This is a genomic window from Rhizobium sp. LjRoot98 (assembly GCF_964252935.1).
In the GTDB taxonomy this organism is placed as follows: Bacteria; Pseudomonadota; Alphaproteobacteria; order Rhizobiales; family Rhizobiaceae; genus Pararhizobium.
On sequence record NZ_CAXUPW020000001.1, the window covers coordinates 736,862 to 750,518 of the forward strand.

Annotated in this window: 10 protein-coding genes; 5 read left to right on the forward strand and 5 right to left on the reverse strand. The window is 60.2% G+C overall.

What is annotated here, in order from left to right; genetic code table 11:
- The first annotated feature begins 73 nt into the window (after window positions 1-73).
- Window positions 74-700, forward strand: coding sequence for a PRC-barrel domain-containing protein (locus ACSQ3J_RS03660; RefSeq protein ID WP_060504771.1), 627 nt, complete (start codon window positions 74-76; stop codon window positions 698-700).
- Between the two features lie 56 nt (window positions 701-756).
- On the opposite strand, the gene ACSQ3J_RS03665 is transcribed toward ACSQ3J_RS03660, so the two are convergent.
- Together ACSQ3J_RS03665 and ACSQ3J_RS03670 are read right to left on the reverse strand one after the other, a co-directional pair.
- A complete protein-coding gene (locus ACSQ3J_RS03665; protein ID WP_436038658.1) occupies window positions 757-2,805 on the reverse strand; it encodes an FAD-dependent oxidoreductase in 2,049 nt (682 codons plus the stop codon).
- Between the two features lie 31 nt (window positions 2,806-2,836).
- Window positions 2,837-4,390: a trimethylamine methyltransferase family protein gene (locus ACSQ3J_RS03670; RefSeq protein ID WP_436038965.1), complete on the reverse strand. Its 1,554-nt coding sequence runs from the start codon at window positions 4,388-4,390 to the stop codon at window positions 2,837-2,839.
- Window positions 4,391-4,480: 90 nt separating this feature from the next.
- Here ACSQ3J_RS03670 and ACSQ3J_RS03675 point away from each other — a divergent pair, with 90 nt between their 5' ends.
- Window positions 4,481-5,404, forward strand: coding sequence for a LysR substrate-binding domain-containing protein (locus ACSQ3J_RS03675; RefSeq protein WP_436038659.1), 924 nt, complete (start codon window positions 4,481-4,483; stop codon window positions 5,402-5,404).
- A 6-nt stretch (window positions 5,405-5,410) separates the two neighbouring features.
- On the opposite strand, the gene ACSQ3J_RS03680 is transcribed toward ACSQ3J_RS03675, so the two are convergent.
- Together ACSQ3J_RS03680 and ACSQ3J_RS03685 are read right to left on the reverse strand one after the other, a co-directional pair.
- Window positions 5,411-6,772 carry a putative bifunctional diguanylate cyclase/phosphodiesterase gene (locus ACSQ3J_RS03680; protein WP_436038660.1) on the reverse strand — a complete coding sequence of 454 codons (1,362 nt, stop codon included), beginning with the start codon at window positions 6,770-6,772 and terminating at the stop codon, window positions 5,411-5,413.
- A 199-nt stretch (window positions 6,773-6,971) separates the two neighbouring features.
- Window positions 6,972-8,708 carry a response regulator gene (locus ACSQ3J_RS03685; protein WP_436038661.1) on the reverse strand — a complete coding sequence of 579 codons (1,737 nt, stop codon included), beginning with the start codon at window positions 8,706-8,708 and terminating at the stop codon, window positions 6,972-6,974.
- A 282-nt stretch (window positions 8,709-8,990) separates the two neighbouring features.
- Here ACSQ3J_RS03685 and mutL point away from each other — a divergent pair, with 282 nt between their 5' ends.
- A complete protein-coding gene (gene mutL, locus ACSQ3J_RS03690; RefSeq protein ID WP_060504765.1) occupies window positions 8,991-10,790 on the forward strand; it encodes a DNA mismatch repair endonuclease MutL in 1,800 nt (599 codons plus the stop codon).
- Window positions 10,791-10,951: 161 nt separating this feature from the next.
- On the forward strand, window positions 10,952-11,179 hold the full coding sequence (locus tag ACSQ3J_RS03695) for a DUF2093 domain-containing protein (RefSeq protein WP_060504764.1): 228 nt from the start codon (window positions 10,952-10,954) through the stop codon (window positions 11,177-11,179).
- Window positions 11,180-11,220: 41 nt separating this feature from the next.
- Here the strand turns inward: ACSQ3J_RS03695 and lpxK are convergent, their stop codons facing one another.
- Window positions 11,221-12,252: a tetraacyldisaccharide 4'-kinase gene (gene lpxK / locus ACSQ3J_RS03700; protein ID WP_436038662.1), complete on the reverse strand. Its 1,032-nt coding sequence runs from the start codon at window positions 12,250-12,252 to the stop codon at window positions 11,221-11,223.
- Window positions 12,253-12,571: 319 nt separating this feature from the next.
- Between lpxK and ACSQ3J_RS03705 the strand changes: the two genes are divergently transcribed.
- Window positions 12,572-13,654 carry a flagellin gene (locus ACSQ3J_RS03705; RefSeq protein ID WP_060504762.1) on the forward strand — a complete coding sequence of 361 codons (1,083 nt, stop codon included), beginning with the start codon at window positions 12,572-12,574 and terminating at the stop codon, window positions 13,652-13,654.
- Window positions 13,655-13,657 lie beyond the last annotated feature (3 nt).

The following is a 13,657-nucleotide window of genomic DNA, read 5'->3' on the forward strand; positions in this document are numbered from 1 at the left end:
CATCACCGGTGCGGCGGCAAGGATTTGAACCCCGCGCTTTGATCGACAAAGAGAACGAAAAGGTAGGTTTACAATGACCAAGAAACTCGTAGCTTCCGTCGCCGCAGGTGCACTTTTTGCTGGCGTCACCGTATTCGCACCCATGAGTTTTGCTCAGGAAACAACACAGCCGTCGGCTCAGCCGCAGACCATGGAAACGCCAATGAGCGGCACCGAGCAGCCGGCTGACGCGATGAAGAAGCCGATGGACCAGGCGGCCGCAACCACGCCAGCCGCAGGTTCCGGTTACCTGACCGAACAGGGAGCAGACCAGATTGCGGCCAGCACCTATATCGGCCAGTCCGTCTACAATGCTTCGGATGAAAGCATCGGTGAGATCAATGACGTGATCTTCACCAAGGACGGCTCGGTCGAAGCGGCTGTCATCGGCGTTGGTGGCTTCCTGGGGATCGGTGAAAAGAACGTCGCCGTTCCGCTGGATACGATTACGGTTGCCGATGTACCGAACTCCGACGACCTGAAGCTGACCACGGCGGAAACCGCCGATACGCTGAAGGCAGCGCCGGAATTCAAGACCAAGTCGCAGCAGGTAGCTGAACAGAATGCCAATACGCCGGTTGATACGACAACCACGTCGTCAACGGCTCCGGCAGCGGATCCTGCAATGAAGCCGGCTGAACAGCCTGCGACCAACCCGTAATCCCGTAGAGGGCTGGGTGAGGCGAAACGGCGGTGCGAAAGCGCCGCCGTTTCTGTTTAGAACAGTACCCCGTACCGTAGCGCGTCATAGATGCCCGCGTGAATATTGCGGCTGGCAACGGCGTCGCCGATGCGGAAAAGATCGAACTCCCCGTCCGGATTACGAGTCTTGATCGGATTTTCCTGGCGGATCAGCGCCTTGTAGTCCACCGCACCGAGATTGCGCGACAGCGGCTTCAGCGCGAGATAGAGGTCGGCCATCGGCAGGGTTCCGTGTTCGACCACGACCTGCGCCACCCGCCGTTCGACCGCGGCCCTTTCCGAATAGTCAGAGCCAAGCACAGCAACCAATTGGTTGCCCTCGCGGCGCACCGATTTCAGCCTTGTATTGATCGTCACCCGGACATTCTTTTCGGCAAATGCCTTGGCATAGGGAACATGGTTCATGCCGCCGATTTCCGGGGCAAACATGCGTTCCGGGGAGACGATCTCCAGTTCGGCACCACTTGCCGCAATCAACTCCGCCGCTGTCATGCCGGTATGGGCGCCATTGTCATCGTAAAGCAGGACAGGACCTTCCGGGTTGATAGCACCGGCGATGATATCCCAGCTGGAAACCACCAGATTGTCGCCTGCTTCGAGAACCGGATTTTGTGCGATGCCGCCGGTGGCGATGACCACCAGATCCGGCTTTCGCTCCAGAATATCCTCAGCTTCGGCAAAGACATTATAATGAATAGGAACGCCGAGACGCTCCAGCTCGGATAGCCGCCAGTCGACGATGCCGATCATTTCCTTGCGGCGCGGATTGCGGGCTGCGAGCAGGATCTGGCCCCCGGCCTCCCCGGTCGCCTCGAGCACTTCTACGGAATGACCACGCTCCGCCAGAACCCGCGCGGCCTCAAGTCCCGCCGGCCCCGCTCCGACCACGACGGCTTTCCGCAGAGGTCCGGTTGTCTTCGAAATCACATGCGGGATGGTTGCCTCACGGCCGGTCGCCGCATTGTGAATACAGAGCGCACCGCCGCCCTCGTAAATGCGATCAAGACAATACGTGGCGCCGACGCATGGGCGGATCTGGTTTTCGCGGCCTTCGATGATTTTCTTGACGATATGCGGATCGGCGATATGGGCGCGCGTCATGCCCACCATATCGAGTTTGCCTTCGGCGATCGCATGGCGGGCGGTCGCGACATCGGCAATGCGGGCGGCGTGGAAGACCGGGAATTTGGTGGCGGTGCGAACCTCGCCTGCGAAATCCAGATGCGGCGATGCGACCATGCCCTGGATCGGGATAACATTGGTCAGATGCGCATCGTGATCGATATGACCGCGGATGATGTTGAGGAAATCGACCTTGCCGGACCCGGCCAGCCGTTTGGCGATCGCGACGCCTTCCTCGCGCGAGAGGCCGATATCCCATTGTTCATCCGCCACCATGCGGATACCGACGATGAAATCCGGGCCGACAGCCTTGCGCACCGCATCGAGAACCATGTCGGAAAAGCGCATGCGGTTATCCAGCGAACCGCCAAATTCATCGTCGCGATGGTTGGTGGCGGGAGACCAGAAACCATCCATCAGATGGCCGTAGGCTTCGAACTCGATGCCATCCAGCCCTGCCGCCTGCATGCGCTGAGCGGCGCTCGCATAATCGCCAACGATGCGCTCGATATCCCAATCCTCGATCTCCTTTGGAAACGCCCGATGGGCGGCTTCGCGCACGGGTGACGGCGACAGCACCGGCAGCCAGTCGCCCTTGTTCCAGCCGGTGCGGCGGCCCAGATGGGTAAGCTGGATCATCACGGCGGCGCCGTGCTCATGACAGTCGTCGGCAATTTTCTTCAGCCATGTCACGATCTCATCGGAATAGGCATAGAGATTGCCAAAGGCCGGCGGCGAATCCTCCGAGACGATCGCCGAACCCGCCGTCATGGTCAGCGCGATGCCGCCCTTGGCCTTTTCGAGATGATAGAGCCGGTAGCGGTCCTTCGGCATGCCGTCTTCGGAATAGGCCGGCTCATGTGAGGTCGACATGATCCGGTTTTTCAATGTCAGATGCCTGAGCTGATAGGGCTGGAGCAACGGATCTTTCGTCGAGGTCATTCTGTTTTCCCGGGAAGAGAGATGCCCGGTATCAATACCAGGCATCGGCCATGCTGCTCTTGCGTCTTGTCATATAGTCGTCCAGCGCCTCGTCGATTGCCACGTCCAGCGGCGGCGCTTCGTATTCGGCCAGCGTCTTTTTCCAGCGCTTGTTGGCGCGCGCCGCCATGTCGGTCGAGCCGCCCTCCTCGCTCCATTTTTCAAACGGCTCGTTGTCGGAGAGAGCGGAATCCCAGAATGCGGTTTGATAATTACGCATCGTGTGGTCGCAGCCGAGAAAATGACTGCCAGGGCCGACCTGCAGGAACGCGTCCATCGCCAGCGTATTGTCGTCCACCACGACACCCGCGAGGTAGGAATGCAATGCGCCGCAAAAATCCGTGTCCATCACGAATTTCTCGTAGGACATGGCGAGCAGTCCATCGAGGAAGCCTGCCGAATGCAGGATGAAGTTGGCGCCGCAATGCACGGCAGACAGCATAGACATGACGCCTTCCTGCATTGCCTGTGCATCCGGCAGCTTCGAATTGGAGAAATTGCCGGCACAGCGCAGCGGCAATTTCAGCCGCCGGGCGAGTTGGCCGATCACCATCGAGCCGATGGCCGGTTCCGGCGTGCCGAAAGTCGGCGAACCCGAGCGCAGCGACATGGACGACAGGAAATTGCCGAAGATCACCGGCGCGCCCTTGCGCTCCAATTGGGTCAACGCACAGCCGGCCAGCGTCTCAGCGTAAGACTGGGCAATCGCCCCAGCATTGGTGACCGGCCCCATGGCGCCACCGAGAATGAACGGCACGATGACGGCAGCCTGATTGGCACGGGCATAGGCGCGCAGCGATTTCGTCATGGTGCCATCCCAGACGAGCGGCGAGTTGACGTTGACATTGCCAAGGATGACGCAGTTCTGATCGACGAAATCACGGCCGAAGACGATCCGCGCCATGTCGATCGAATCCTCCGCCCGGTCTTCAGCGGTGATCGACCCCATGAAGGCGCGATCGGAATATTTGATATGGCTGTAGACCATGTCGAGATGGCGCTTATTGACCGGCACATCGACCGGCTCGCAGATCGTACCGCCGGAATGGTGCAGCCAGGGGCTCGACTGGGCGAGCTTGATGAAATTGCGGAAATCTTCCAGCGTGCCGTAACGGCGGCCCTTGTCGAGGTCCATGACGAAGGGCGAGCCATAGGCCGGGGAGAAGACAACATTCCTGCCGCCGATCTCGACATTATGGGCGGGATTGCGGGCGTGCTGGGTGAACTGGGCGGGTGCGGTCGACACGATTTCGTTCAGCATGCCGGGCTCGAAGCGGACAAGCAGACCATCGACCTTCGCCCCTGCCCGCTTCCAGTGGTCGATCGATGCGGGATCGTCGCGGAACTCGATGCCAACCTCGGACAGGATACGATCGGCGACCCGCTCGATCTTCTGAAGGTTTTCTTCGCTGAGGATATCGTAGGTCGGGATATTGCGGGCGATATAGGGAACGCCCGTGATCCTGGCAGAATTGTCGCGCCGCGCGGGGCGGGACGAGCGTGAGCGTCTTGCCGGTTCTGCTTCGTTAGCCACAAGCGTTTCCATCATAAGCCTCCCCTTTTCTCAGTCGAGGCTAGCTGTGAAAAAGATCAGTGTAACGCTGGAAAAATTGGAGACATGATATAAGCTGGATTTATGGAAACCCTGCGCCGCCTGCTGCCTTCTGCGTCCAGTCTGATCGTCTTTGAGGCGGCCGGGCGGCATCAGAACTTCACGCGTGCCGCCAATGAGCTGGCGATGACGCAGGCCGCCGTTTCCTACGCCATTCGCGGCCTGGAGGAGCAACTCGGGGTGCCGTTGTTTCACCGGGTTCATCGCGCGGTGCAATTGACGGAGGCGGGCGAAAAGTTCCATGCCGACGTGTCGCTCGGACTGTCGCGCATCCAGAAATCGGCCGAAGAAATCCGTGCCAAGCGGCGCGAGACCAATGTGACGCTTGCCGCCTCCACGGCCTTTGCCTCGATGTGGATGCTGCCACGGCTGACGAAACTGCGTGAAGACCTGCCCGAGATCGACCTGCGCATCCAGACCAGTGTGCGTGATCTCGACCTTGAGGAAGAGCCGATCCCGCTTGCCATTCGCGGCGGTGGTGACCCCGTCAACTGGCCGCGCTACCATACGGCACTTTTAGCGCCCGAGGTGATCTGCGCGGTAGCATCGCCCGCCTTCGTCGAGGCAAACGGCATGCCGCAACGGCCGGCCGATCTTCTGAAACATCCGCTGATCCATCTCGAAGAACCAGTCAGGCAGGCCTATAGCTGGCAGGAATGGTTTGCCAGTGCTGGCGTTTCCTACCCCACCAAGGCACGGCGGTTGACGCTGAACGACTATGTCCTGGTGATCCAGGCGGTGCTGGCCGGCGAAGGCGTCGCGCTTGGATGGAACCATCTGATCGAGCGGCAGGTCCGTTCTGGCGCGCTGGTTCCGGTCGGCAATCATGTGCTGAAGACGGATCTGGCGTTCTACGTCGTCTGGCCGCGCTCACGCGAACTCAACCAGCAGGCGCGCCGGGTGCGCGATTGGCTGCTGGAGGAAGGGCGCCAGGAACGGGAAGCGTAGCGCGGTTCAGACCGCGACGGAGAGCGACGGGCTGGTTTCCTGATATTTTTCGGCGAGGTAGCGCAGCGTCGTGACGGAATCGGCCGGCTTGCCGTAGAAATAACCCTGCCCCATGCCGCAGCCAAGACCTTTGAGCTTCAGCGCCTCGGAGAAATCCTCAATCCCTTCGGCGACGACTTCGAGATTGAGGCCATCGCACATGGCGATGATTGCCTTGACGATATGCTCGGACGCGCGGTCGGCGGAGATGCGTGAGACAAAGGCGCGATCGACCTTGACCTTGTCGAAAGAAAAATCCCGCAGGCGCCCCAGGCTCGATTGTCCTGTGCCGAAATCGTCGAGCGAGATGCGAACGCCTGCGGCGCGCAGTTCGGTGACGATCCTCTGGGCAACATCCGCATCGGTCATGACAGCGGTCTCGGTGATTTCGAGCTCAAGCCGACGCGGATCAAGCCCCGCACGCTGGATGATCGACAAGACATTGCTGGCAGTCATCGGGTCCATCAGCTGCGCCGACGACAGATTGAAGGATAAAAACAGCTCCTTCGGCCAGAGCAGTGCCGTCTCTGCCGCCTTGCGCAGCAGGGTCTCGGACAGGGAATCGATGAAGCCGCGCTCTTCGGCGAGCGGCACGAAAACGGCGGGAGAGACATAGCCCAGATCCGGATCACACCAGCGGGCGAGCGCTTCGAAACCCACCACCATTTCAGTCTTCAAATTGACGATCGGCTGAAAATGCACATCGACCTCATCGGCGATGATTGCATTGCGCAGCGCCTGCTCCAGCTGCGTCGCGCGTTTCATCTCCTGGGCGATTTCCTGGGAATAGACGGTGATCTGGCCACGGCCGCGACGTTTGGAACGGTAGAGCGCCGTATCGGCGCTTTTCAAGAGGTCCTCGAATTCCTCACCGGCGAACGGATAAACGGCGAATCCGAAGGATGCGGACAGGCGAACATTGCGCTCGCCCAGATCAAAGGGGGCCGACAAAACCTCTTTCAGCATCTGGCCGATCTTTTCGGCAGCCTTGCGCTCGAAGACCAGCGGCAAGACGAAGGCGAATTCGTCGCCGCCAGCGCGGATGACGGTTGCTCCATCCGGTACACAGGCCAGAAGGCGGCTTGCCACCTGGCACAGGATTTCATCGCCGGCATTGGGACCGAAGAGATCGTTGATAGGCTTGAATCCGTCGAGATTGGCAAGGCCGATCGTGAAGGGCGCGGGATCGCTGGCGCGATCGGCGGCGATTTCACGCACCTTGTCACGCAGTCTGTAGGAATTGCCCAGCCCGGTCAGCGGATCGGTATAAGCCATTGCATGCAAATCATTCCGGCTGATGTGCTGAGACGGTGTTTCAGCAGAATTCATAAACGCATTCCCAGGATTTGGATTCAGGCAGTCTCAGGAACAGACGATGGGCATGGAGAGTTAAAATTTCGAAAGCGCCTCTTGCCCTCTTTCCGCATCCTTCTCCCTAATTCTAGGGAGTTGACATAAATATGGTTCAAACCCGTGCTTTTGCTTAGCTTTCCCGCCTTATTTTAGAGATTGCAAACTTGGTGAGCGGTTACCCCGCCATGCGTTCAGCTTTCGCGTTGACGAACTTGCGGTACACGGCCTCGATCATGTCTGGGCTGATCGGCTTGGTGATATAGTCATCCATACCGGCCAGCTTGCTTTGTTCTATATCGATGTCGAGCGCCTGCGCCGTGACGGCGATGATGGGCGTCTGGAACACTGCATTTTTCTCAAGAGCGCGGATGGCGCGTGTCGCGTCAAATCCATTCATCACCGGCATCGAGACGTCCATCAGCACAAGGTTCGGCCGGTATTGCTGCCACAGCTTGACGGCCTCCTCGCCGTTGGCGGCGATACGATAGGATATGCCGATCCCTTCGAGAATCTGGGCAAAGACGAACTGGTTGATTTCGTTGTCCTCGGCGACCACGACTTCGACTTCCGGCATGGGCCGGCCGGTCAGGTTGGCTTCCGGCACAATAATATCCCAATCGGCAGGGCCTTCGGCTTCCACCGACGGCAACGCGCCGATGCCGTGTTCGCATAACGCCGTAATGCTGGCGCGCAATTCGACGGCTTTCCAATCCTTGGCGATCAACAGGGAGGGAGACACCGTCCAGTTCGCAAGCGTCGCCAGTGCATGGGCCATCGTGCCGTCGATCAGAAGGGCATCGATCGTGATCCCGCGCGCTGTACACGCATCCTTGAACGCTGCAAGCTCAGTGGCGTTTCTGACCGCGCAGGCATCAAAACCCCAGCGGCGCAGCTGCGGCACCAGGTTGATTTCAAGAGCAGCGGCGGCCGTCATCAAGAGGATTTTCTGCCTGCCCCTCATGTCGGGGTCGATGATGGCACCCGCCTCGACCAGATGCTGCATGTCAATCGAGCGGAAGGGGTCGTAGCAATTCTGCGCCGGGGCAAAGGTGCTGTAATCCTTGACTTGCAACGGCGACCGGCCGGACGTGATGCCATCCAGCCCGTCATATCCCACGACCAGATCGGTCACGTCGTTCATGCAGGTGACCAGCAGATGTTTGCCGGGATCGCCGACACGGAACTTGCGGGTGACGACCCAGAGATCCTCGCCATCCGCCTTCACAATCTGCTCCGGCTGGCAATGGATAACGCCGCTCTCCAGCGTTACGCGGTCGGAGCGTTCGAATTTTTCGGCCAGATCCGGCTCGAGAAGATCCCAGACGGACCGACCAAGGATGGCGTCCGGGGTCATGCCGTGGAGGTCACAGAAGGCCTTGTTGACGGCGATATAGCTGAGGTTGCGATCTTTCACGCAGAGCGGGTTGGGCAGGCAATCGAGAATGCCCTCGGTCAGTTCGACGCGTTCCATATCGAGCTGCATCTGCTCGTCGCGCTTTTTCTGCTCGGAAACATCGTTGATTGCGACGATGCCGAGACCGTTCGACAAGCGCCGCGTGCGCACGTTGATCCAGCGGTGGCGGCCGATGCGTTCGACCACATCGAAACGCTCGCGCCAATGGTGCGACAGATGTTCGGAAATCCATTCCTCACGATTGGCATGGCGGCGGCTGCTCTCGGGCGCCGTGCCGCTGCGAACGCCGGAATCGAAGATCGCGCCGAGAAAATCCTTCAGCCGTGTTCCAGCCTCCAGAAAATGCGCCGGAATGGGATAGAACTGGAGAATGGGGCGTGTGGCAAAAACAATCTCATCATTCTTGTCGCAGACAAGAATGGCCAAGCCGAGCGCGTCAGACGTCGCCTCAAGCACCGTTTTCTGGATGTTCGCGCCGAAAGACGCTACATCATTCATTGCATAGCCCTCATATAACCTTGGCGGCTTCTTTTTCCGGGGACATGCTGACGAACGCGCCGATCAGGCCGTATCTGGGGTTCCGTTCCCGGGCGGACAGCTGCGCCACAGGCTCCAAATGACAAAACCTGTGCTCATTCAGGCTGTCGCCGAACCTCGCAGCTTTGTATTAAGGCCAGATTAAACCCGGCTAAATTTGTCATGGGGCCTACACCTCGACACAGCCGGGGATAGACCCTCGATCACACTTTCCATGTGCAGCCGAATCCCCGACAATAGACCATGGCCATCAAGCAACTTTCGGAAACCCTCATCAATCAGATCGCCGCCGGTGAGGTCATTGAACGCCCTGCCAGCGCGGCCAAGGAACTGATCGAGAATGCGCTCGATGCGGGCGCCACCCGTATCGAAATCGCCACTGCGGGCGGCGGCAAGACCTTGTTGCGGGTGACTGACAATGGCTGCGGCATGGGGCCGGACGATCTGGAACTGGCGGTGCGTCGCCATTGCACGTCCAAGCTCGATGACAATCTTCTCGATATCCGCACGCTCGGGTTTCGTGGCGAAGCTCTGCCATCGATCGGTTCGGTTGCCCGGCTGACGATCACCAGCCGGCCTGGTGGTGCCAGCCACGGTGCCGAGATCGGCGTTTTCGGTGGCAAGCTGCAGCCGGTGAAACCCGCCGCCGTCAACCAGGGTACCGTGGTCGAAGTCCGCGATCTCTTTTTCGCGACGCCGGCACGGCTCAACTTCATGAAGACCGAACGGGCGGAAGCATCCGCCATCTCCGAGGTCGTGCGGCGCATGGCGATCGCCTTTCCGGAGGTGCGTTTCGTGCTGTCCGGCTCTGATCGCACGACGCTGGAATTCGCTTCTACCGGTGATGACCGGCTGGCCCGCATCGCCCAGGTGCTGGGCCGGGATTTCCGCGACAATGCGATCGAGATCGATGCCGAGCGCGAGGGCGCGCGGCTGACCGGCTTTGCCGGAGTACCGACTTTCAATCGTGGCAATTCATTGCAGCAATATGCCTTCGTCAATGGCCGTCCGGTACAGGACAAACTGATCTGGTCGGCATTGCGGGCCGCCTATGCCGAGACCATCCCGCAGGGGCGCTATCCGGTGGCCGTATTGTCACTGACGATCGATCCGGATGTCGTCGATGTCAACGTGCACCCGGCAAAGTCCGACGTCCGCTTCCGTGATCCGGGAATGATACGCGGCCTGATCATCGGCGCGATCCGCCAGGCGCTGGCTCAAGATGGCGACCGGGCTTCGACCACCGGTGCCAGCGGGCTGATGCGAGCCTTCCGGCCGGAGCCGCAAAGGCAAAACGCAAACTGGACGGCCGCCTCCTCCCCCTACCGGCCTATGGATTTCGGCTCGGAGTCCAATGGCTTCAGCGAACGGCCGCAGGCAGCCTTTGCCGAAATGGCGATACCGTCCGCTCGCGCCCCAATGAGCGAACCCGAACTGGCGGCGGCTCCGCAACCGGATAAAGCCCACCCGCTGGGTGCGGCGCGGGCACAGCTGCACGAAAACTACATCGTTGCCCAGACCGAAGACGGCCTCGTCATCGTCGATCAGCATGCCGCCCATGAACGGCTGGTGTTCGAGGAATTGCGCAAGGGCCTGAATTCGCGGCCGATCCCGGCCCAGGCCCTGCTCATTCCCGAGATCGTCGATCTGCCGGAAGACGATTGCGACCGGTTGATCAGCCATTCGGCCGAATTCTCAAGGCTCGGGCTCGGCATCGAACGGTTCGGCCCGGGTGCCATCGCCATCCGCGAGACACCTTCCATGCTCGGCGAGATGGATGCGGTTGGGCTGGTACGGCAACTGGCCGACGAACTGGCCGAATGGGATACCGCCAACGGTCTTGCCAGCCGGCTCGATTATCTCGCTGCTACGATGGCCTGCCACGGCTCGGTGCGTTCCGGACGGCGGCTGCGCCCCGAGGAAATGAACGCGCTGCTCAGGCAGATGGAGGCGACGCCCGGTTCTGGCCAGTGCAACCACGGACGACCGACCTATATCGAGCTGAAGCTTTCCGATATCGAACGGCTGTTCGGGCGCAGTTAAGCAGCCAGTCCGTCAATTGCGCTGGAAATCTCGGCAATGTCGCGCTAGAGCATGGTCACAACAGATGACGCTGGAACGCTCGTCTTGACGCGTTCATCCGGATGCCCGTCGAGACAGCGCCACCAAAGAGCGGACGACAAGTGATGCGGGGTCGCAGGACGATGAACAGATTTGAGGGCAACAGCAACCGGGAAGCCAAAATCCGCTATCTCGACGGCGACTTCCAGATCGTGCTGCCCGGATCGCATGTCATCTGCGCGATGACCGGCGCGGTCATCCCCGTCGATGAGTTGCGTTACTGGAGCGTTGCGCGGCAAGAGCCCTATGCCGACGCCGAAGCCTCCTATGAGGCCGACAAGCGTGCCGGCATCCTGCCAAACCAGAAGTAAATCTGCTTCATTCCTACCGGATCACCTCTTGCAGCCTGCGCTTACGACTTGCGCAGGTTTCGGGTGCGGGCCGCGTTGACGGCTGCGTCGATGATCTTAGCCGGTGATCCGGGATCGTCGAAACGGACTTCCACTTCGATCACCCGGCTTTTTTCCATCAGTTCTCCGGCACGTCCATGCCCGGGTTCCAGTCGCACCATGTCCTTGGCAGTGGTCACCAACTGATAGCCGTGGGCGGCGGCATGGTCGAGAAGATCGCCGATCTCGTCCTCGGTAAAATGATGATGATCGGGAAAGCTGCGGGTTTCGGCGATGACCGCCCCCGTTTCGCGAACCGTACGGAAGAATTTTTCCGGATCGGCAATACCGGCCCAAGCCAAAACCTGCACATCCTTCAGCCCACCATCATCGAGATGTTCGACATTGGCGGCATAAATCTGCTTGCCGGCGCGGGCGGAGCGGCGGATCAGGGCATCGGCGCGATCGCCGTTGCCGATCTTCAACAGCGCGGAGGCATGACGGATCTGCTGGGGGATCGGCGCCCGCACAGGACCGGCAGGGATCAGGAAGCCGTTGCCGATGCCACGGCGGCTATCGATCACCAGCAGGGAAAAATCGAATGTCAGCCGGGCGCTCTGAAAACCGTCGTCCATGATGATGAGGTCGGCGCCCTCAGCCACCAGCCGGCGCGCGCCTTCGACGCGTTTGCGGCAAACCACGGCCAGCCCCTCGCGGGCGAGAAGCAGCGGTTCGTCGCCGACGTCGCGGGCCCGGTGATGCGCCGGATCGACCACGGTCGTGACATCAAGCGAACCGCCATAACCGCGGCTGAGGAAGCCGGGTTTCAACCCGCGCTGACGGACAGCCCGGGCAAGCGCGATTGCGGTCGGCGTCTTGCCTGCTCCACCAACGGTGAAATTGCCCACGCAAATGACCGGAACTGGCACGGATGCGCGCCGCGCGTGATCCATGCGCGAGCCGGAAATACGCCCGTAAATCCAGGAAAACGGCCAGAGTCCGTAGGCGCGCCAATCCGCTTTTGTCCACCAGAATGGCGGTGCATCAGAAACCATCAGTCCTTCCAGGCCTCCCGCGCCGGCCGGTCACTCCCGGTTTTCGCAATCTTCTGCGCGGCAAATTCGTGTCCTATCGAAAACATTTTCTCAGCAGAGAAAACACTCCCGATCCGCGACACCAAACGTCAGATCGCCGGGAATTGCAAGCCGCGGGCGTACCAGCAGGCCCGATCGGCTGTTGACGCAGCACTGCCAAGCATGCCTGCGGCGCCTGCCACAACCCAGGCGGTATACCGAGTATTAACCAGACTACGGCACTCTCGATTAACCAGGTTTGGTGCCCTCCGTTTTCTTGTTTTTCGTAGCGGATCTAAAAATGAATATAAGTTTCAACTCGGCGGCCACCGCCGCTTTGGCGATTCTGCGCCATAATGACAGCACTCATGCCAAGATGCAGGATGTCATCACCACCGGCATGCGGATATCGGAAGCCGCCGACAATGCTGCCTATTGGTCGATCGCCACCGATATGCGCAACACCACCAAGGCCACGAGCACCGTAATCGACGCACTTGAACTGGGTGCCGCGCTGGTCGATGTGTCCTATCAGGGGATGGAGGACCTGATCTCCATCACATCCGAGATCAAGACCAAGATCATGGCGATGAAGGAGCCTGGCGTCGATCGCTACAAGGTCAGCGCCGAGATTTACGAACTGGAAAAACAGTTTCTCTCGACGACGCAGTCGTCGTCATTCAACGGGCGCAACCTTCTGGCGCCCGGCGAACTGCACTATACCGAGAAAAGCTATGTCGACGGCAACGGCAAGACGTTGAACTATATCGAGATGAGCCCCCCGGACACCAATGTCGCCTTTGGCGGCATCGTTGCAAGCTATACCAAAGGCACGGTCGGCATCATCAACATCTATGGCGACAGCAACCTCAATGTGTTCGGCCCTGCCACCTACAAGAACGCCGACGGCAGCACGTCGGCGCAGAACGGGTTGGTCGATACCCCGCAAGCCGACGGCATGACCGGCGGCGTGCCGCACCCGGACCCGGCCAAGACCACCGCATGGCTGCCAGCCTTCAACGGCCGCACCCAGATCGGCCTTGGCACCGACGATATGTTCAGCGCCTCGCATATGGGCGAGGTCCCTGCCGATCTCGTTGAAACAGCAACCGATCTGCTGCTGAAGCGCTATGACGATATCCACAAGACGCTGACCGACCGGGCAGCAACGCTTGGATCGCTCAGCATGCGCATCGACATGCAGACGGATTTCAACAGGACCCTGACCGCGACGATCCAGAAGGGTATCGGCCGCCTGGTGGACGCCGACATGAGCGATGCCTCGACCAAGCTCAAGGCCGTCCAGGCACAGGTCCAGCTGGCGGTTCAGGCGCTCAACATCGCCAACAACGCGCCGTCACTGCTGATGCAGCTGTTCCGCTGACGG